Annotated in this window: 11 protein-coding genes (1 of these 11 only partly in view); 4 read left to right on the top strand and 7 right to left on the bottom strand. The window is 63.0% G+C overall.

What is annotated here, in order from left to right; genetic code table 11:
• The first annotated feature begins 74 nt into the window (after nucleotides 1-74).
• Nucleotides 75-2,111: a TonB-dependent receptor gene (locus tag JFU48_RS24020; protein WP_201137899.1), complete on the top strand. Its 2,037-nt coding sequence runs from the start codon at nucleotides 75-77 to the stop codon at nucleotides 2,109-2,111.
• A 121-nt stretch (nucleotides 2,112-2,232) separates the two neighbouring features.
• On the opposite strand, the gene JFU48_RS24015 is transcribed toward JFU48_RS24020, so the two are convergent.
• The 3 genes from JFU48_RS24015 to JFU48_RS24005 all read right to left on the bottom strand — a co-directional run bounded on the left by JFU48_RS24015 (nucleotide 2,233) and on the right by JFU48_RS24005 (nucleotide 5,341).
• Nucleotides 2,233-4,443: a sulfatase-like hydrolase/transferase gene (locus JFU48_RS24015; RefSeq protein ID WP_201137898.1), complete on the bottom strand. Its 2,211-nt coding sequence runs from the start codon at nucleotides 4,441-4,443 to the stop codon at nucleotides 2,233-2,235.
• Between the two features lie 329 nt (nucleotides 4,444-4,772).
• On the bottom strand, nucleotides 4,773-4,970 hold the full coding sequence (locus tag JFU48_RS24010) for a helix-turn-helix transcriptional regulator (RefSeq protein ID WP_098968294.1): 198 nt from the start codon (nucleotides 4,968-4,970) through the stop codon (nucleotides 4,773-4,775).
• Entirely contained in the window at nucleotides 4,967-5,341 is a 375-nt protein-coding gene (locus JFU48_RS24005) for a hypothetical protein (protein WP_003224193.1), read from the bottom strand. Before JFU48_RS24005 ends, JFU48_RS24010 begins: the two co-directional genes overlap by 4 nt.
• A 281-nt stretch (nucleotides 5,342-5,622) precedes the next feature.
• Here JFU48_RS24005 and JFU48_RS24000 point away from each other — a divergent pair, with 281 nt between their 5' ends.
• Nucleotides 5,623-6,243: a hypothetical protein gene (locus tag JFU48_RS24000; RefSeq protein ID WP_242486704.1), complete on the top strand. Its 621-nt coding sequence runs from the start codon at nucleotides 5,623-5,625 to the stop codon at nucleotides 6,241-6,243.
• 65 nt (nucleotides 6,244-6,308) lie between these two features.
• Here JFU48_RS24000 and JFU48_RS23995 read toward each other — a convergent pair whose 3' ends face one another.
• The 4 genes from JFU48_RS23995 to JFU48_RS23980 all read right to left on the bottom strand — a co-directional run bounded on the left by JFU48_RS23995 (nucleotide 6,309) and on the right by JFU48_RS23980 (nucleotide 9,835).
• A complete protein-coding gene (locus tag JFU48_RS23995; protein ID WP_003224198.1) occupies nucleotides 6,309-6,788 on the bottom strand; it encodes a copper chaperone PCu(A)C in 480 nt (159 codons plus the stop codon).
• Entirely contained in the window at nucleotides 6,788-7,393 is a 606-nt protein-coding gene (locus JFU48_RS23990; RefSeq protein ID WP_201137897.1) for an SCO family protein, read from the bottom strand. The genes JFU48_RS23995 and JFU48_RS23990 overlap by 1 nt, the downstream gene beginning before the upstream one ends.
• 156 nt (nucleotides 7,394-7,549) lie before the next feature.
• Nucleotides 7,550-8,956, bottom strand: coding sequence for an efflux transporter outer membrane subunit (locus JFU48_RS23985; RefSeq protein WP_201137896.1), 1,407 nt, complete (start codon nucleotides 8,954-8,956; stop codon nucleotides 7,550-7,552).
• Between the two features lie 84 nt (nucleotides 8,957-9,040).
• Nucleotides 9,041-9,835 (bottom strand): helix-turn-helix transcriptional regulator, encoded by a 795-nt coding sequence (locus JFU48_RS23980; RefSeq protein WP_201137895.1) that lies wholly within the window; start codon nucleotides 9,833-9,835, stop codon nucleotides 9,041-9,043.
• A 488-nt stretch (nucleotides 9,836-10,323) separates the two neighbouring features.
• Here JFU48_RS23980 and JFU48_RS23975 point away from each other — a divergent pair, with 488 nt between their 5' ends.
• A complete protein-coding gene (locus JFU48_RS23975) occupies nucleotides 10,324-16,737 on the top strand; it encodes a non-ribosomal peptide synthetase (protein ID WP_201137894.1) in 6,414 nt (2,137 codons plus the stop codon).
• A gap of 268 nt (nucleotides 16,738-17,005) precedes the next feature.
• Nucleotides 17,006-21,363 carry the start of a non-ribosomal peptide synthetase gene (locus JFU48_RS23970; RefSeq protein ID WP_201137893.1) on the top strand. 8,656 nt of this gene lie beyond the right edge of the window, so the window shows 4,358 of its 13,014 coding nt (coding positions 1-4,358); it begins with the start codon at nucleotides 17,006-17,008; its stop codon lies off the right edge, out of view.

Below are 21,363 nucleotides of genomic sequence, written 5' to 3'. Positions count from 1 at the left end.
CATTCTGTTTCTGCCGGTATTGTTTGCAACACGCCGGCAGCGATCCTCACTTTTCTGCTCACGGAAGTTTTGAAATGCCTGCCCGTTCCCAACCCCTTCATCGATGCCTGACTCCGCTGGCTGCCGCGCTGCTGATCGCCTCACCGGTGTTTGCCGCCGAGCCGCTCGAGTTGCAACCGCAAGTCATCACCGGCAACCCTTTGGGCAGCCAGACTCTGGCATCGCCCTCGACCGTCCTCAGCGGCGACGACCTTACGTTTCAACAGAAGGGCAGCCTCGGCGAGACCCTGAACAAGCAGCCCGGCGTGTCCTCGTCGTACTTCGGCCCCGGCGCGAGTCGGCCGATCATTCGCGGTCAGGATGGTGATCGCATTCGCATCTTGCGTAACGGTGTCGGCGCGCTGGACGCCTCGTCGCTGTCGTACGACCACGCGGTGCCACTGGACCCGGTCAACGTCGAGCGCATTGAAATCGTCCGTGGCCCGGCAGCGTTGCTGTATGGCGGCAGTGCGATTGGCGGGGTGGTCAACACCTTCGATAACCGCATCCCCACCGAAGCCATCGACGGCATCCACGGGGCCGGCGAGTTGCGCTACGGCGGCGCCGACACCACCCGCAGCAGCGCCGGGAAACTGGAGGCCGGCAACGGTCAGTTCGCCTTGCATCTGGACGCCAGCGCCCGTGAGTTCAACGACCTGAAGATTCCCGGCTACGCCAAGACCGGCGCGGCACGCGCCAACGACGACGGCGATTCGCGCAAGCATCGGCTGGCCAACAGCGACGGTCGTCAGGACGGTGGTGCCGTCGGCGGTTCCTACACCTGGGGTGACGGCTACGCCGGTCTGTCCTACAGCAATTACGATTCGAACTACGGCTCGCCCGCCGAAGACGACGTGCGCATCCGCATGCAGCAGGAGCATTACGCATTCGCCTCGGAAATGCGCAATCTCGACGGGCCGTTCAGCTCGATCAAGCTCGACGCCGGCTACACCGATTACCAGCACCGGGAAATCGAGGGCGGCGAGGTGGGTACCACGTTCAAGAACAAGGGTTACGAAGCACGGGTCGAGGCCCGGCATCAGCCGTTGGGCCCGTTCAACGGGGTGGTCGGCGCCCAGGTCAGCCGCAACGAATTCTCGGCGCTGGGCGAAGAAGCCTTTGTGCCGCACACCGATACCGACGCCGGCGCACTGTTCATTCTGGAAGAGTTGCAAGCCACCGAGCGCCTGCTGTTCACCCTCGGCGGGCGACTGGAACACACCACGGTCGACCCGGACGCCAAAGGCAACGAGCGCTTCGCCAATGCCGACCGCTCCAGCCGTTTCACCGCCGGCAGCCTGTCGTCCGGCGCGGTCTACACGCTGACGCCGATCTGGTCGGTCGCCGCGACACTCGGCTACACCGAGCGTGCACCGACCTTCTATGAGTTGTACGCCAACGGCGCCCACGTCGCGACCGGCACCTATGAAGTCGGCGATGCCGGGCTGTCGAAAGAAAAAGCCGTGTCCAGCGACCTCGCGTTGCGTTTCGATAACGGCACGCACAAGGGCAGTGTCGGCGTGTTCTACAGCCACTTCTCCAACTACATCGGCTTGCTCGGCACCGGCCGCACCCTGAATGACGAAGGCGAAGAGGACGCCGGCGGGATTCCCGAATACACCTACTCGGGCGTGCGTGCACGTTTCAGCGGCATCGAGGCGCAGGATCGCTGGACGCTTGGCGAAAATGCCTACGGCAAATTCGCGCTGGAGCTGTCGGGCGATTACACCCGCGCCAAGAATCTCGACAACGGTCAGGATCTGCCGCGCATTGCGCCGTTGCGCTTGAACAGCGGTTTGCTGTGGGAACTGGATCGCTGGCAGGCACGGATCGATATCGAACACGCCAGCTCGCAGCATCGTGTGCCGACCAACGAAAGCAGCACCGATGGCTACACCACGCTGGGGGCGAATGTGGGGTATCACTTCGATGTCGGCCAGAGCAAATGGCTGGCCTTCGTCAACGCCGAGAACCTGACCAACCAGACCGTGCGTTACGCCAGTTCGATCCTGCGCGATATTGCACCGGCAGAAGGGCGCAGCATTCAGGTGGGGTTGCGTACGACGTTCTGATTAGTTGACCTGTTAACACTTCCCCCTGCAGGAGCTGCCGCAGGCTGCGATCTATTGATCTTGATCTTGAAAAAACAAAATCAAAAGATCGCAGCCTGCGGCAGCTCCTACACGGGGGTTATCAGCTCGATTGCGCAGTGTCATCATCCGGCAGCGCATCCAGCGGATCTTCCTGCCCCGGCAACTCGGTAATCACGCTGAAATCCGTGACCTCGACCGCACCCAGTCCATAGCCCAGCAAGTGGAACGAAAAGGCCTTGCGCGGTTGCGGGTTGTCGAAGCTGAAATCCATCTCCAGCGGCTGATCGGCCGTGGCAACCATCTCGGTCGGCAGGCCCAGTTGCACGTCCTGTTCGAACTCCTTGGCCTTGAGCTGAATGTACGCCGCCTGCTGCGGATCCACCGAGCGCACGGTCAGGCGCACGCGGGTGTGCGAGCCCTTGGGCATTTCCAGGTATTGCGCACCGATCAGGTTGTCGGCCCAGTCATCGTTGATCTGCGCCTGCAGCGGGATCACGTTGTTGCTGCCGAACTGGTAACGCTGATTGAGCGGGGTGCGCAGCAGCGACAGGTCCAGCGCCATGGCCCGCGCGGCTATCTGCCGGGCCTGCTGGCTGCTTTCGGTGCCCTTGAAGGTGGCGCGCTCGGCAATGAAACCGGCGCTTTCGTAGTAGCGACAACGGCGCGGCATGTCGCACTCGGAAAAGATTCCCTGGCCGTTGTGGTAGCGCAGTTTGCCGTTGGTGTAGGACATGATTTCGCGTCCGCTGTCGTAGTCGCGGAACAGCGAACGGCCGCTCAGCGCCGACGGCACCGGCAGATCGAAATAGTCGAGGATCGACGCGCTCAGATCGACATGACCGTACACCCCGGCATTCAGTCGCGGCAGTTGCTCGTGTTCCGGCGCCAGCGTCAGGTTGAAGCCCCACGACGACGCCAGACGCACGCCGTCAATGCCGTGGGATTCGTCCGAGGTGATCACCACCAGCGTGTCCTTGAGCACGCCCTGGCGTTCGAGACCGCTTAGGAACTGCTCCAGCGCATCGTCCAGGTAACCGACGGCAGCCTGTTTCGGCGTCTCGTAGCGCGCCAGATACTCTTCCGGTGCGGAGTAGGGCTGGTGGGTGCCGACGGTCAACAGGGTGAGCATCCAAGGTTTTTTCTGCTTCTTCAGTTGGCCAACGTAATCCAGCGCGCCTTCGAAGAACGCTTTGTCATCCTTGCCCCACGGGAATTCCAGATAGTTGGCGTTGGTGAACCATTCCAGACCATGGGTCGCATCGAAACCGATGTGCGGCATGATCTTGTCTTTGGCCATGAAACGCAGACCGGCGCCTTGCAGATAGTGAGTGCTGAAGCCGTTCTGCCGCAGTTGCGCCGGCAGGCAGGCCTGATTGCGCTCCTGCTGGGTGAGCATTTCAACGCCTTTGGGCGTGCCGTTGTTGAGCTTGTCGTAATCGCCACAAAGCATGGCGTACAGGCCGCGAATGGTCTGGTGTGTGTGCAGCACGTAATCCGGGGTGTTCATGCCACGCTCGGCCCAGCGGCTGAGGTTGGGCATCAGGTCTTCCTGATAGTGACTGCCGATGGCCTCGCGATTGGCGCGGATGTAAGCGCCGGGAATGCCTTCCAGAGCGATGATCAGCACGTTGCGCGCCTGCCCCGGCGCGGCCAGCAGCTTGTGGCCGTTGAGATCCAGATCCGTCAGCCCGGCCATCTGTGGCGCGGCGGGTTCGACGTCACCGTCCAGCCATTCCTCGGCCTGCAACTGCAGGTCGGCGACTTGCGCGGCGAGCAATTGATGCGGCAGGTTGTACATGCGCCATGGATCTTCTTCGCTCGGCCACTGGTTTTGCACGCCCCAGTGCGCGGCGAACAGCAGCGCCGGTGCGGCCCACACGGCGCGGGGCAGGGCAGCAGCGGGTTGCGCGCGATTGGCGAAACACGTCAGCAACCAGAGCAGCAGCGCCAGCAGCAGGGCAACCCCCAGCGCCGGATGGGCGAAACCGCCACCGGTGGAGTTTTCCACGAACTGCGGGTCAATCAGGTAATGCAGGTCGGTAGGATTCGGCAGCCGGCCGACAGCGCTGACCAACTCGGCCGTCGCCACCGCCAGCAACCCCCAGAACAGCAGCAACGGCAACGCCAGCCACCACGCGCGACGATGCAGCGACACCACCAACAAACTGCCAATGGCCAGGTCGGACAAATAGCCCAGCGGCGACGACCAGCCCAGCGCCGCGCGCAGGCACACCGGCACGATCAGCACCAGCAGAATCAAGGAAAACAGGCGGGCATGCGGCTGCCGCAACCAACGCAAAAGAACGCTCACAAAAAAGACCTTCCAGCCATCAAACCGTCATAAAAGTGTGCGCGATGATACCAAGGGTGGGCTGTCTGATCGCCCTTTTAAACACGCGGCTGATCTGCTCTCGCAAGCGCGGTAAAGGGCCTGAAGCCATGACCGGCGTTCGTGTCAGCCCGATAGCGGCGAATGGGCGCGCTGCTGTCGACGGCAGATTTATTGTTTCAGGCTGTTTAAGGAAGTCGCCCGCACTGTATGAAAGCCACACCACGACGGCAGCTGGAATCGAAGAAGCGCATGGCGATGCCGGCAGCTGACAACTCTGAGGCATCGCCCACCGTCAGCCAATTCGGCGATCAGTCCAAACCGTCGTCGAAGATGCTTTCAATCGGTAACTCGAACGCCCGGGCAATCTGAAACGCCAGTGGCAGGCTAGGGTCATAACGCTCGTTTTCGATGGCGTTGATCGTCTGGCGCGACACCTTGAGGCGTTCAGCCAGATCGACCTGCGACCAGTTGCGCTCGGCGCGGAGTGCCTTGAGGCGATTTTTCATTGGTAGCGACGTCGCGCGATTTGCAGGCCGAGAATCCACATGGCGCCCATCACGGGCCACACGCAAGTCCACGGTATGTGTGGGGCGCCGACGTTTTCCAGAAAACCGTAACTGAAGGTCAGCAGCGCCGAGGCGGCGAATGCAAATCCCAGCGCTTCGAACTGTATACGCAGATGCATTTCGTCCATGCGCCGCATGTTGCGCACGATGCTCCAGCACATCAATCCTGCCGGGATAATCGGTGTCAGCGCGACGGCTGAACGCAGAATCATGTTGGCATCCGTCAGGTATTGCGTAGCGATCACTGAGGCCGTCAACACCAGCATATAGAGGATCAACGCCGCGCCCATTTCAAGGTAGTACCGGTTCATTCTTCAACTTCCTGTGTAAAAGACCCTTTACATACTTGCTAAAATTTTTCCTTATGTAAAGCAAGCTTTCCATAAACCTCGACCGGGTTGTTTCTGGACAGCCTAATGGCCACTCAGTAGCATTCGAGCCCAACGGACTTTCCCTCTGCACGTCGTCCGACGTGGAATGCTCAAGGAATCGACATGCGCGACACCCCTAAAGGCGAACAACGAACGGTCGTGACCTTGGTCAACGGCGAGGTTCACCACGAAACCCAGATCAGTTTCAGTTCGGTATAGCCATGCAAGCGTTCACAAGTGGAAAGGTCGTCATCGAGTTCGGTGATTTCAGAGGAACGATGGTTCGCCATGAACGGTTTTTGATGCCTGCCGGCGAGTATCAGGATCGGTATTGGGTCAGGACTGCACAGGGTGATCTGCCGCTGGATCTGTTCAACAAGCATCTGCCGGTCAAGCGGGGCGAAGAGATCTCGGTACTCTACGGCTGCCTGCCGGGTGGCGAACGCAAGAGCGCGATCTGTGTGTTCAACCACTGCGAGGGTCGGCTCACGCCGCTGTCGGAGGGGAAAATGCTTCACGAAGAATTCATTCATCGCATCCCGGTCAGCCTCCCGTATGTTGCCTGCCTGGCGACCTCGGCAGTGGCGGGGGCGTTCTTCAACTGGTGGGGCGCGCCGGCGGGATTGGTCGTCTACTACCTGCTGAAGGCCGAGAGCGCCAAACGCAAAATGCTTCTGGTCAGTGGTCTGGACCTGCACCTGGAGAAGTTGAGCAAGCGTTATTTGCGTCAAGCATCGCGGGGCAGGATCAAGCGGTTGCTGGCGCGAAATCCTCGAATGACTGCACAGTTGGATTTGAACAAGCAGGACAGTGATTCGCTGGCGATTGCGCGAGACGCGTAACGCGCAAAAAAAGGGGCGACCTGATCATCGATCAGGCCGCCCCTTTTTATTGCCGCCAAGTCAGATCAATGCATCTTGCTGTGATCGTGACCTTCCATGTGCGTCAGCGCACGGACTTCAGCTTTGACTTCGACGGTTTCTTTCTCGCCCTTGGCGTTTTCCACAGTCAGGGTCAGCGGCACGCTTTCGCCTTCCTTGAGCTGGCCGGTCAGACCCATCAGCATTACGTGGTAGCCGTTCGGGTCGAAGGTGACCGCTTTGCCGGCCGGCAGGTCGACCGATTTGACCGGGCCCATGCTCATCACGTCGTTCTTCATCGACATTTCGTGGATCTGCACATCTTTGGCCACCGGCGAGGCAACGCTCAGCAGTTTGCTGTCGCTGTCAGCGGTGACGGTCATGAACGCGCCGCTGGCCGATTGGGTCGGCACGGTCGCACGCACCCAGGCGTCGTCGACCCTGGTCTGAGCGCTAGCCTGAAAAGCCAGGCCCAGCAGGGACACAGCGAAAACGGCGCGTTTGATGTTGTTCAAAACGGGGTGCATCAGCAGACCTCCATAACGGTGAGCAAATCTTCCGTGCACTCTTGTGCCGAAAGCGATACAGACAGACCCATGCGCAACTGGCCGCGCGAGTCGTAGACGTAACTGGTGGACGTGTGGGAGATGGTGTAGGTGTCGCCCGCCGGCGCTTTCTCGAAGAACACGTCGAATTCCTTGGCGGTGGCCTGGGTTTCTTCCAGCGTGCCGTACAGTGCGACGAAGCTCGGGTCGAAGGCTTTGACGTAGGCGTCGAGGATCTGCGGCGTGTCGCGTTCCGGGTCAAGGGTGATGAAGATCACCTGCAGACGGTCGCCGTCCTTGCCCATGAGTTTCTTGATTTGCGCGGCGCGGGCGAGGGTGGTCGGGCACACCGCCGGGCATTGGGTGAAGCCGAAGAAGATCATCGGCATCATCCCGCGAAAGCTCGACAGCGTCATGGTTTCGCCGTCGGTGTTCTTCAGCTTGAAGGTGCGTCCGAGGATCTTGTCACTCAGGTCCTTGCCGTACTTGTACGACAGTTGGCCACGGGTGTCGCAGCCGGCGAGCAGGCCCAGGCCCAGCACGCCCATTCCCGCAAGCACCTTGCGGCGAGTCAACAAAGCCGTCATCTAATACCGCCTTTTGCAGCCCGTCAGTCGGCAGGACTGGCGGGGGGTTAACCGTAAAAGCGGCGCATGATACCAAACTGAAGGCAGACCCCGGCCACGGATCGCCGCGCGGCGCAGGATCGGGCGACAAAAGGTGTAAGAAAAAGTGACGAGTGACTACTGAACACTCGCCTCATCGGCCCGCCAGCCGCCGCCCAGCGCGGTGTACAGATTGACCTCGGCCACCAGTTGCGCCAGCCGGTCAGTGATCAGACCCTGTTGCGAACTGAACAGTGAACGTTGCGCATCGAGGAACACCAGACTGCTGTCGACGCCATTCTGATAACGGTGCTGTGCCAGGTTGTAGTAGTCCTGAGTGGCCTGCACCAGGTCGCGCTGCGCCTGCAATTGCTGCTGATAAGTGCTGCGCGCCGCCAGGCCATCGGCGACTTCCTGAAACGCGGTTTGAATCGATTTCTCGTATTCGGCAACCGCCACGTCTTTCTGCAACTTCGAATAATCCAGACTCGCGCGCAGGCTGCCAGCATTGAAAATCGGCAGGTTGATTTGTGGCTGGAAAGTCCAGCCCCCCGATCCGCCGCTGAACAGTCCGGAGAGGTCGCGGCTGGAAGTGCCGGCGCTGGCGGTCAGGCTGACGCTGGGGAAAAACGCCGCCCGCGCCGCGCCGATATTGGCGTTGGCCGCCTTCAGTTTGTACTCGGCCTGAAGAATGTCCGGGCGTCGTTGCAGCAGATCCGACGGCAACCCGGCCGGCAGTTGTTGCACCAGATCGCTGGACAGTGGCCGCGCCGGCAGTTTCTCGGGGACCTGAGCGCCGACCAGCAGCGTCAGGCTGTTCAGATCCTGCGCCACCTGGCGTTTATAACGCGCCAGATTGGCCCGCGAACTGTCGACACTGGTTTGCGCCTGCGCCTGCTCCAGCGCCGAGGACTTGCCAGCGTCACGGTTGCGCGTGGTCAGGCGCAGGCTTTGCTCATCGGCGGCCAGGGTCTGGCGGCTCAGCTCGAGCAGCTCCTGATCGGCGCGCCAGGTCAGGTAGGCGTTGGCGACGTTGGCCACCAGACTCAGCTCGGCACTGCGCCGCGCCTGCTCGGTCGCCAGCCAGGTTTGCAACGCCTGCTCACTGAGGCTGCGCACCCGGCCGAAAAAATCCAGTTCATAGGCACTGACGCCCAGATTCACCGCGTAAGTGGAATTGATCAGCGCTTTGCCGCGGGTCACGCTGGGCGGCATGCGCTGGCGCGATTCGCTGGCAGTGGCCGACACCGCCGGCAGCAAATCGGCACGCTGAATCCGGTACTGCGCCTGGAACGCTTCGACGTTCAGCGCCGCCACCCGCAGATCGCGATTGTTGACCAGCGCGCTTTCGATCAACTGTTGCAGCGCCGGGTCGTTGAACAGTGTGCGCCAGTCTTCAGTGCGCGGTGCAGCCTGTGTTGGTGCCGGGTAAACGGTGCCTTGCGGATACTGCGCCGCGCTCGGTGAGGCAGGGCGCTGGTACTCGGGAATCAACGAACAACCGGCCAGCAGGACGGCGAAGGACAGCAGGGAAATGCGCAACATCGGACGCTCTCATGCAGAAAAAACACGTGCCGGGGACAGAGTCCCCACACCACTATCGAACACCGCTGAACCATGACCCTGCGGTTACGCGCCGGCCATCCAGCGCGCCAGCCCGTGCCGTCCGCTGACCCCGAGTTTGGCGGTCGCCCGTTTGAGATAGGTCTCGATCGAACTGCTCTTGACCCGCAGCTTCTCGGCCAGTTGCGGGACTGTGCCGCCGGTCAGCAGGCCCAGGCAGACTTCCTTTTCCCGCGCCGACAGCACGATGCCGCCCAGCGCCAGGCGCTCATCCAGCATTTGTTGCAACGGTGCCTGCTCCAGATCGGCCAACGGTGGGCGCGGCTGTTTGGCGATGATTTGCCGACTGAGGTGTGCGTGCCGTTCAATCAGCGGCAGCAGGGTGTCGGACAGACTTTTGAGAAACGACAGCTCCGGCAGGGAAAACACCCGTTGCGTATGCGGTCGGTAGAACGAGATGACACAGCGGCGGTTGGAGGTGCGGGACACCAGATTGCACTGGTGGACGCTGTGCTGCGGATGTCGTGGCTGAAGTGATGCTTTGAGTTGAATCAGCAGGGAATCATTCATCTCGATCATCTTCTGCAACAACGGATGATCGTCCGGACTCTTCAACGGGTCCGGTGGCGGGAAGGTCTGGGGCAGGCCGGCGCTGCCCAGCGCCTTGATCTCGACCACGCTGGCCTGGCGCTCGTCGAGGATCCACTCGCTGAGGTCGACGCGATTGACCGGCACCAGGGTGTCGACCAACTGGAACATATTGCTGGCGAAATGATCGTCGCCCGTGCTGGCAATCAGTTCCCCCAGTTGCCAGTAGAAGTGCGGGTTTTCCATGTTGCGAATGCTGCCGGTCAGATTCATATCCTTGTCATCCCTGGTTCCGAGTCATCACCGAGTCGTCCGCTGTTTATGCAAAAGCCGCCCACGCAATCGTCCATCCTTGAAACTGATCTGGGGCGGGATTTAAGCCTATGGATTTGTCCTACGTCTGTAGGGGAAAACAGGGACACAAAGTGCCATCATTTCTGAAACTTGGCGCCGGGCTTCTGACGCCATTTGGTACAGATGTCGTGCTCTGTCTGACTGTTTGGTCACGGAAAAGCCTTGAAAACCGGGACATTTACGTTGTTGGGAGGTAACTGAGAGGGCCGATGGCAGCGCTGATGTGTGGCATTTTTCCTACAAGTTTTTCAGTGTTTCCTGTCCGAACCTTTAGATAGTTCCCGCCCAGTCAGGGTCAACAAGCACTGACAGGCTCGCGCACGGGGTGGGGTTGTCCGGGTTTCACGTGTCATGTCGGCATCGGGGCCGATGCTTGAATAGGCGCAAAATCACATGAGAAGGATCTTATGCCGCCTATTTCTGCTCCTGCGGTGGCCACGCCGTCCGCATCGCTCCAGACGTATCCGCTGACCGCTGCGCAGCTGGATATCTGGCTGGATCAGCTGAGTCGCGGTGATTCGCCGCTGTACAACATTGGCGGGTACATGGACCTCAGCGGCCCGCTGGATCCGGCACTCATGCACGCCGCCCTCGAAGCGCTGGTGGCCCGGCACGACGCGATGCGCACGATCCTGCTGCCGGGCGCCGGTGTCGATGGCTTGCCTCTGCAGCAGTTTGCCCGCTCATTACCGGTGCCGATGCCGATCGACGATGTGTCGGCACATACTGACCCGGAGGCGGCAGCGCGGGCCCTGGTGCAGGCGCGCATCAATCAGCCCTTCGTGCTGGACGGCGGCTGCCTGTTCCGTTTTCTGCTGATCCGCCTTGATGGCGAGCGCCATTGGTTGTCCGCTCAGGCTCATCACTTGATCGTCGATGGCTGGAGCTTCGGCGAAATGTTCAAGTCGCTGGACGAAATCTATAACGCGCTGGCGCAGGGCCGGCCTGTACCGGCTTCGGCACCGTCGTACATCGACTTCATCGAAGACAATGCGCGCTATCACGCGTCGCCGCGTTATGCGCAGGACCGCACCTACTGGCTGGACAAGTACCGACAATTGCCCGAGCCGCTGTTGCTGCCGCGATATCAGCAGAGCCTGGCCGGCAATGCCGCGCAGACGCAGGTCCATGCGCAGCCCTTGCCGGCGCTGCTGCACCAGCGCATGAAGCAGGTGGCCCGGGAATTTGGCGCCTCGGCATTCCATGTGTTGCTGGCGGCGCTGCACGTGTATTTCAGCCGTACCGCCGAGCGTGACGAATGGGTCGTCGGGCTGCCGATCCTCAATCGCTCCGGCGCGCGCTTCAAGTCCACGCTTGGGCTGTTCGCCCAGGTCAGTGCGGTGCGCATGGGCTTCGGCCGCGAACGCACCTTCGCTGAACTGATCAGCACGATCCGTGAGGAACTGCGCAAGGATTTCCGCCATCAGCGTTTTTCCGTGAGTGAGATGAACCGTGCCCTGGGCCTGCTGCGTGAGGAGCGCTCGCAGTTGTTCGAGGTCACGGTGTCCTACGAGCAGGGCGCTCACGATTATCGCTATGGCGAGGCGTCGGGGCGGATGATCAAGGCCTCGAACCAGGAAGAGGCCACGCCGCTTGCGGTGCACCTGCTGAGTAATCTGACCAATGACGACGCGCGCCTCTACCTGATCTACAGCGAGGCGTTTTTTGCCGCCGATGAGGTCAAGGCGCTGGCCGACCGCTGGTTGCTGATTCTGGAGCAAGGGCTGGAGGCGGTGAACCTGCCTGTCGCGGATTTCGCGCTGAGCACGCCCGAAGAAAGCGCGCTGCTGCAACAGTGGAATGCGACACGAGTGGAGTACCCGAGCGCGACGACCATCCATCAGCGTATCGAGGCCCAGGCCGCGCAACGACCACAGGCGCTGGCGGCGGTTCATCAAGGGCATTGCCTGACCTATGCCGAGCTCAATCAACGCGCCAACGCGCTGGCTCATCATCTACTCGATCTCGGTGTACGGCCGGATGACCGGGTGGCCATCGTCGCCCGGCGCGGGCTCGACACACTGGTCGGGCTGTTGGCCATTCTCAAGGCGGGTGCCGCTTATGTGCCGCTCGACCCGGCGCATCCTGCCGAGCGCCTGAGCTATCTGCTGGAGGACAGCTCGCCAATCGCGGTGCTGACCCAGAGTGCGTTGCGCGGGCACCTGCCGGCGTTGTCGGTGCCGGTGATCGAGCTGGATCACCCGACCTGGTCCAGCGCCCATGTCGGCGCACCGAAGGTGCCGGGGCTGACCCCGGAAAACCTCGCGTATGTGATTTACACCTCCGGCTCTACCGGCCTGCCCAAAGGGGTGATGGTCGAGCACCGCACGCTGTGCAATCTGGTCGATTGGCACACTGACGTTTTCGATCTGCGTGCCGGTAGCCATACGTCGAGCCTGGCCGGGTTCGGTTTCGATGCGATGGCCTGGGAAGTCTGGCCGGCGCTGTGCGTGGGCGCGATCCTGCACCTGGCGCCGGTCAGCGATGGCAACGAAGACATTGATGCGCTGCTCGACTGGTGGCGTGCGCAGCCGCTGGACGTGAGTTTTTTGCCGACCCCGATCGCTGAATACGCGTTCAGCCGCCAACTCGATCACCCGACGTTGCGCACGCTGCTGATCGGTGGCGATCGCTTGCGTCAGTTCCCGCGTCAGCAATCGTTCGAAGTGATCAACAACTACGGACCGACCGAAGCCACCGTGGTGGCGACTTCAGGGCGCATCGACGCCGGGCAGGCGCTGCACATCGGCAAACCGGTGAGCAATGCCACGGTGTATCTGCTCGACGAGCAGCAGCAACCGGTGCCGATTGGCGTGAGCGGCGAGTTGTACGTCGGCGGGGCCGGGGTGGCTCGCGGTTACCTGAACCGCGCGGACCTGAGCGCCGAGCGCTTCCTGCGTGATCCGTTCAGCGCTGAACCGGGCGCGCGCCTGTACCGCACCGGCGACCTTGCACGCTGGCGCGCCGACGGCAATCTGGAGTATCTGGGGCGCAACGACGATCAGGTGAAAATCCGTGGCGTACGGATCGAACCGGGCGAGATCGAGAGCGCACTCGCCAGCCATACGGCAGTGCGCGAAGCGGTGGTACTGGTGCGCGACGGGCAACTGCTGGCGTGGTTCACCGAGCAGGCGCCGCTGGACATCAACGCGTTGCACGCGCACCTGAAAACGCGCCTGACCAGCGCCATGTTGCCCAGTGCTTATGTGCGTCTGGCGGTGTTGCCGCTGACCGCCAACGGCAAGGTCGATCGCAAGGCGCTGCCGGCCCCCGGGGCGGAAGATTTGATCCGCCGCGAATACGAGGCGCCGCAAGGCGAGGTCGAAATCGCTTTGGCGCAGATCTGGGCCGAAGTCCTGCAAGTCGAGCGGGTCGGGCGTCACGACCATTTCTTCGAACTCGGCGGACACTCGTTGCTGGCGGTGATCATGATCGAACGCATGCGTCAGCTCGATTTGAGCAGCGACGTGCGCGTGCTGTTCAGTCAACCGACTCTGGCGGCGCTGGCGGCTTCAGTCGGCAGCGGTCGCGAGATCGAAGTGCCGGCCAACCGCATCACCGCCGATTGCACCCACATCACCGCGGATATGCTGCCCCTGCTGCAACTGGATCAGCCGACGCTCGACCGGATCGTGGCCACTGTGCCGGGCGGCGCCGCCAACGTGCAGGACATTTATCCGCTGGCACCGCTGCAGGAAGGCATTCTCTATCACCACATCACCGCCGCTCAGGGCGATCCGTACCTGCTGCAATCGCAACTGGCGTTCGACAGTCTCGAGCGCGTCGAAGCCTTCGCCGCTGCGCTGCGCCAGGTCATGGCGCGCCACGACATTCTGCGCACCGCGGTGCTCTGGGAAGGCCTGACCACCCCGGTGCAGGTGGTGTGGCGCGAGGCGATTCTGCCGTTGCAGGAGGTGGAGCTGGACCCGGCCAACGGCCCGATCATCGACCAGTTGCACGCGCGCTTCAACGCCCGGCGTTATCGCCTCGACGTCAGCCAGGCGCCACTGATGCGTCTGGTGTATGCCCGCGATCCGGCGCTGGATCGGGTGGTGGGAATTCTGCTGTTCCATCACCTGGCCATGGACCACATCGCTCTTGAAGTAATGCGCGGCGAGATGCAGGCCAGCCTGTCGGGGCAGGTCGTGGCGCTGGCGCCGCCGGTGCCGTATCGCAATTACGTGGCGCAGACGCTGCTGGGTGTCACGGAGCAGGAACACGAGGTGTTCTTCCGCACGCAACTGGCGGACATCGACGAGCCGACCCTGCCGTTCGGGCTGCAGGAAGTGCAGGGCGACGGTAACGGTATCGAGGAAGCGCAGCAGGTGCTGCCGGCGGACGTGTATCAGCGTTTGCGCACCCAGGCGCGACAGGCCGGTGTCAGCGTCGCCAGTCTGATTCATCTGGCGTGGGCGCGGGTGCTGGCGGCGACTTCGGGCCAGCAGCGCGTGGTGTTCGGCACCGTGCTGATGGGGCGCATGCAGGGGGGCGAGGGTGCCGACCGCGCCTTGGGTGTGTTTATCAATAGCTTGCCGCTGCGCATCGATGTCGATGCAGGCGTGCTGGACGCGGTGCGCGCCACCCATGCGCGGCTGACCGCGCTGCTCGGCCATGAACACGCTTCGCTGGCACTGGCCCAACGCTGCAGCGGCGTCGCCTCGCCGTCGCCGCTGTTCAGCGCGCTGCTCAATTATCGGCACAGTGACGAATCCGAACTGCTGGAACCATCCAGCCAAGCCTGGCAAGGCATCGAAACCCTGGCCAACGAGGAGCGCACCAATTACCCGCTGACCATGAGCGTGGACGATTTTGGCAACGGCTTGCGCCTCACCGGCAGGGCCGTCGTCCAGATCGGCGCGCAACGGATTTGCGGCTACATGCAAACCGCGTTGCACGGTTTGCTGCAGGCTCTGGAGCAAACGCCGCAACAGCCGTTGAATCAGTTGCCGATCCTGCAGCCGGAGGAGTTGCAACGCTTGCTGATCACGTTCAACGCCACCGAGGTCGATTGTGCGCTGGACCAGCCGTTGCACACGCTGTTCGAAGCACAGGTGCGGCGCAAACCACACGCCGTCGCCGCACAGACCGGCGAGCGAAGCCTGACCTATGCGCAACTCAACGAGCGCGCCAATCGCCTGGCCCATCACCTGCGCGAAGTCGGCGTGCAACCGGACTCGCGCGTAGCGATTTGCGTCGAGCGCGGGCTGGATCTGATCGTTGGTTTGCTCGGCATCCTCAAGGCGGGCGGCGCCTATGTGCCGCTGGACCCGGACTATCCGCTGGAGCGCCTGAACTACATGTTGCAGGACAGCGCGCCTGTCGCACTGCTGGTGCATGGCGCCACGCGACAACTGCTGGGCGAGCCGGGTGTGACGCTGATCAATCTGGATCACGGCAGTTGGGAGCAGCAGCCGTCAGACAACCTTCAGGTGCCGGGCCTGAGTGCTTCGAACCTTGCCTACATGATCTACACCTCCGGCTCTACCGGGTTGCCGAAGGGCGTGATGATCGAGCATCGCAGCGCCTGCAACATGGTGCATTGGGGTTCGCAGATTTCGCCGCCGACCGAACACGGCGCGCTGCTGCAAAAAGCGCCGTTCAGCTTCGACAGTTCGGTGTGGGAGATCTTCTGGCCGCTGTGTTCCGGCATGCGCCTGGTGCTGGCGCGACCGGACGGTAACCGCGATTCGGCCTATGTGGTGCAGACCATTCGCGAGCAGCAGGTGACGGTGGTCAAGTTCGTTCCTGCGCTGCTGCAGCAGTTCATCGAACAGGACGGTGTCGAGCAGTGCACCAGCCTGACCGATGTGCTCAACGGTGGCGGCGAACTCAGTGCAGCGCTGGCGCGCCAGGTGCGCGATCGCCTGCCGTGGGTGCGGTTGCATAACGTCTATGGCCCGACTGAAACCACGGTGGACAGCACCGGCTGGACGCTGGAGCCGCACATGCCGGTGCCGGATAGCGTGGTGCCAATCGGCACGGCCTTGAGCAACACTCGGCTTTACGTGCTAGATGCGTACGGTCAGCCGGTGCCGCAAGGCGTCAGCGGTGAGTTGCACATTGGCGGCGTCGGCGTGGCGCGTGGTTATCACGGACTGCCGGAAATGCAGGCCGAGCGCTTCATCGACAGCCCGTTTGTGGCGGGTGATCGCCTGTACCGCACGGGAGATCTGGCGCGCTACAACAACCACGGCGAACTGGAATTTCTCGGCCGCAACGACTTCCAGATCAAGCTGCGTGGCTTGCGCCTGGAGCCGGGGGAAATCGAGGCGCGGCTGATCGAGCATCCGGCGATTCGCGAAGCGGTGGTGATGGTCCGTGATGAGCGTCTGGTGGCCTGGTACACCGTGCGCTCGGGCGTAGAAGCACCGAGTCTGGAGGCCTTGCGCGCGCATGTGCTGGAGCGCCTGCCGGAATACATGGTGCCGGGCGCGTTTGTGCGGCTCGACGCTTTGCCGCTGACACCGAACGACAAGATCGATCGCAAAGCCTTGCCGGAACCGGGTGCAGACGCGGTGATCAACCGCCCATACGTGGCGCCCGAGGGTGAAGTCGAAACCGCGCTGGCGCAGATCTGGGGTGAAGTCCTCGGCGTCGAACAGGTCGGTCGCCATGACAACTTCTTTGAACTGGGCGGGCACTCGCTGCTGGCAGTGAGTCTGGTGGCGCGCATGCGTCAGAGCGGTTTGCACACCGACGCCCGGGCGCTGTTCAGCCAGCCGACGCTGGCGGCGCTGGCGCTCAGCACCACACCCGAGGCGCAGCAAGTGGTCATCCCGCAAACCACCATCCCGAGCCTCAATCGCAAACGCCGGCTCTAGCCCGGAATTGATTGTGTAAACCAAACCCTGTGGGAGCGGGCTCGCTCGCGAATGCGGTGTAACAGTCACCATCAACATCGACTGACCCACCGCATTCGCGAGCAAGCCCGCTCCCACAGGGGGATTGCGGCGGCCGAGCCTGTGGCTTGTCCCCGCTTCCCATGTCAGCCCCGCAAGCCCCGATGTTTTAGCTTTTCCAGGCTGCGCGCAGCAGGCACGGACTCGCGGCTGCGCGCTCCTTTTTCTCGTATTTACAGCAGGTTATCCCATGCATTTCAGCGAACTGATGGCTGTTATTTCCACCCATGCGATCCGCCTTCAACAGGAAGATGAAGACCTGGTCATTCTGGGCAGCGACGACGCGCTGGACGATGCGTTGTGGGACAGCCTCAGCGAACACAAGGCGCAGCTGCTGGAACTGGTCGCGCAACACGGTGGCGACTGGCTGAGCCCGGCGTTTCGCATCACCCCGGACATGCTGCCGCTGGTGACGCTGGATCAGCCGACCATTGATCGGCTGGTCGCCAATGTGCCCGGCGGCGCCGCCAACCTGCAGGACATTTACCCGCTGGCGCCGCTGCAGGAAGGTATGCTCTATCTGCATCTGTCGGCGCCCGCCGGCGACCCTTACGTGTCGCAGGCGCGGTTCGCCTTCGACAGCCGTGAACGTCTGAACGCCTTCGCCGAGGCGTTGCAGTGGATGATCGAACGCCACGACATCCTGCGCACCTCATTCGTCTGGGAACGCCTGGATGAACCGCTGCAAGTGGTGCAGCGGCAGGCTCGTCTGTATTGCGAAGAAATCGCCCTCGACCCGGGGGCGGATGCACTGACGCAATTGCTGGAACGCCACGACCCACGGTTCTTCCGCCTCGACATCCAGCAGGCGCCGCTGCTGCGTCTGGTCTACGCCATGGACCCGGACAACGGTCGCGTGGTCGCGCTGTTGCTGTTTCATCACCTGATCATGGACCACGTCGCGCTCGATGTGGTGCGCCGCGAAACCCGCGCGCATCTGCTTGGCCAGACCGCGCAGGTCGGGCCGGCGGTGCCGTACCGCGATCACCTGGCCAAGGCCCGTCTGCGTCTGGACGAGCAGGTGCACGAAGCGTTTTTCCGCGAGATGCTTGCCGACATCGACGAGCCGACCTTGCCCTGTGGTTTGCAGGATGTGCAGGGCGATGGCCAAGGCATCGAAGAAGCCTTGCTGATGCTCGACACCGACTTCAGCCGCCAACTGCGCGGGCAGGCGCGCCAGCTCGGAGTCAGCGTCGCCAGTCTGATGCACCTGGCACTGGCGCGGGTGCTCGGTCAGTTGTCCGGGCGTACGGCGGTGGTGTTCGGCACCGTGCTGCTGGGACGGATGGCGGCGGGTGAGGGCGGCGAACAGGCGCTGGGGATGTTCATCAACACCTTGCCGCTGCGCGTGGATGTCGGGCAGGACGGCGTGCGTGCCGGGGTGCTGGCGACCCATCGGCGCCTGACCGCGTTGCTCGGCCATGAGCAGACCTCGCTGGCACTGGCCCAGCGTTGCAGCGCGGTGGCGGTGCCGACGCCGCTGTTCAGCGCGATCCTCAACTATCGCCATAGCAGCAGCGAAGAGATCGCCGAAGTCAGCGAACTGGCCCCCGGCGTGCAGGTGCTGGGCGCCCGCGAGCGCACCAACTACCCGCTGACGATCAACATCGACGACCTCGGCGAAGACTTGCGCATCACCGCGCTGGCCGATGCGGCGCTGGGCGCCGAACGCATCGCCGCTTATCTGCACACCGCGTTGCACAGCCTGCTGCAGGCCTTGCAATCGACCCCGGATGCGCCGCTGCAACGTCTGAACATTCTGCCGGCCGCCGAGCGCGAATACCTGCTGCACGGGGTCAACTCGCCGTTGCCGCAGTTCCCGGAAACGCCGCTGATTCATCAGCAATTCGAAGCCCATGCGGCGGCGCGCCCGGAGGCCACAGCGCTGCTGTTCGAGGCGCAGACGCTGAGCTACGGCGAGCTTAACCGCCGCGCCAATCAGCTTGCCCATCACCTGCTGGCACACGGAATTCGCCCGGATCAGCGCGTGGCGATCTGCGTCGAGCGTGGCCCGCACATGATCATCGGCCTGCTCGGTATCCTCAAGGCGGGCGCCGGTTACGTCCCGATCGACCCGGCGTATCCACTGGAGCGCATCGCCTACACCCTGCAGGACAGCGCCCCGGTGGCGGTGCTGACCCAGGCCGATACGCTGGACCGGGTTGGCGCGCTCAACGTGCCGATCATCGACCTGGACAGCCTGCAGTTGCAGGCTGAACTCAGCAGCAATCCGCAGATTCCCGAGTTGACTCCCAGTCATCTCGCCTACGTGATCTACACCTCGGGCTCCACCGGATTGCCCAAAGGCGTGATGGTCGAACACCGCAACGTAGTGCGGCTGTTTTCGGCGACCCACGATTGGTTCAACTTCAACCCGCAGGATGTGTGGGCGCTGTTCCATTCCTTCGCTTTCGATTTCTCGGTCTGGGAAATCTGGGGCGCGCTGGCGTTTGGCGGGCAATTGTTGCTGGTGCCGCAGGCCGTCAGCCGCTCGCCGGACGACTGCTACGCGCTGCTGTGCCGCAGCGGCGTGACCGTACTCAATCAGACCCCGAGCGCCTTCCGCCAGTTGATCGCCGCGCAGGGGCGCAGCCCGTTGCAGCACTCGTTGCGCGAAGTGATCTTCGGCGGCGAAGCGCTGGAACCGGGCCTGCTCAAACCGTGGTACGCGCGGGTCGGCAATGCCGGTACGCGGCTGGTGAACATGTACGGCATCACTGAAACCACGGTGCACGTGACCTATCGCCCACTGCAGGCAGCGGACGCGCTGCTGGTCGGGCGCAGCCCGATTGGCGTCGCCATCCCCGACCTGCAGCTGTACGTGCTCGACGCGCAGCGCGAACCGGTGCCGGTCGGTGTGATCGGCGAGTTGTACGTCGGTGGCGCCGGGGTTGCCCGCGGCTACCTCAACCGCGAGACGCTGACTGCCGAGCGCTTTATTGCCGACCCGTTCAGCGGCCGTGCCGAGGCGCGTCTGTACAAGACCGGTGACCTCGCGCGCCGGACGGCGGATGGCAGCCTTGAGTACCTGGGGCGCAACGACGATCAAGTGAAGATCCGTGGTTTCCGCATCGAACTCGGTGAAATTGAAGCTCGCCTCGCAGCCTGCGCCGGGGTGCGCGAAGCGGTGGTGATCGCCCGCGAAGACAGCCCCGGCGATCAGCGTCTGGTCGCCTACTGGCTGGCCGCCGCAGGCGCTGAGCCAAGCGCTGCGCAATTGCGCGACGAGTTGCTGCTGTCGCTGGCCGACTACATGGTGCCGAGCGCGTTCGTGCGCCTCGATGCGTTGCCGCTGACCAGCAACGGCAAGCTCGATCGCAAAGCCTTGCCACAACCGGACAGCGAGGCATTCGCCCGTCGCGGTTTCGAAGCCCCGCTGGGACCGGTGGAAACGCTGATCGCCGGAATCTGGCAGACCCTGCTCGGTGTCGAGCAGGTCGGGCGGCATGACAATTTCTTCGAACTTGGCGGCCATTCGCTGTTGGCAGTCAAACTGATCGAACGCATGCGTCAGCACGACTTGCAGTGCGACGTGCGCGTGCTGTTCGGCCAGCCGAGCGTGGCGGCACTGGCGGCGACCTTGAGTCACCGTCACGCCCTGCGAGTGCCGGACAATCTGATTCCTGCCGATTGCCCGCGGATCACCCCGGACATGCTGCCCCTGGCGACGCTGGATCAGGCCGCCATCGACCGCGTGGTCGCCACTGTGCCCGGCGGCGTTGCCAATGTGCAGGACATCTATGGCCTGGCACCGTTGCAGGCAGGGATCCTCTATCACCATCTGGCGACCAGCGCCGGTGACCCGTACGTGTTGCAGGCGCAATTTGCCTTCGCCGGACTGGCGCAGATCAAGGCTTTCGTCCGTGCGTTGAACGCAGTGATCGAACGCCACGACATTCTGCGCACCAGCGTGGTCTGGGAAGGGCTTGAAGAACCGGTGCAAGTGGTCTGGCGCGAGGCGCCGCTGGCGCTGGAACGGGTCGATGCCGACCTGCTGGAGGGCGATGTGCTGGAGCAGATGCAGGCGCGTTTCGATCCGCGGCACTACCGCCTCGACCTGCGCCGCGCACCGCTGATGCGTCTGGCCTACACCGAAGACCGTGAACAGCAGCGCTGGGTCGGCATCCTGTTGCTGCACCACATCGTGCTCGACCACACCGCACTGGAAGTGTTGCTCGCGGAAATGAACGACAGCCTGTACCCGAGCGGCGTCGATCTGCCGCCGCCGGTGCAGTACCGCAACTACGTGGCGCAGGCGCAACAGCAGGCCAATGCCCAGGCGCATGAAGCGTTCTTCCGCGACATGCTCGGCGACATCGACGAGCCGACCGTGGCCTTCGGTGTGCAGGACGTGCATGGCGATGGCAGCACGATCATTGACAGTGAGCAGGCGCTGGACGCTGGCGTGGCCGAGCGCTTGCGCGAGCATGCGCGCCGCCTCGGTATCAGCGCCGCCAGTCTGGTGCACCAGGCCTGGGGCCAGGTGCTGGCGCAGGTTTCGGGGCGCGAAGAGGTGGTGTTCGGCACCGTGCTGATCGGGCGCATGCA

The sequence above is a fragment of the Pseudomonas sp. TH49 genome, assembly GCF_016650625.1.
GTDB classification, from domain to species: domain Bacteria; phylum Pseudomonadota; class Gammaproteobacteria; order Pseudomonadales; family Pseudomonadaceae; genus Aquipseudomonas; species Aquipseudomonas fluorescens_H.
The sequence above is the reverse complement of the archived record's forward strand: the minus strand, read 5'-3'. Positions and strand labels throughout refer to the sequence as shown.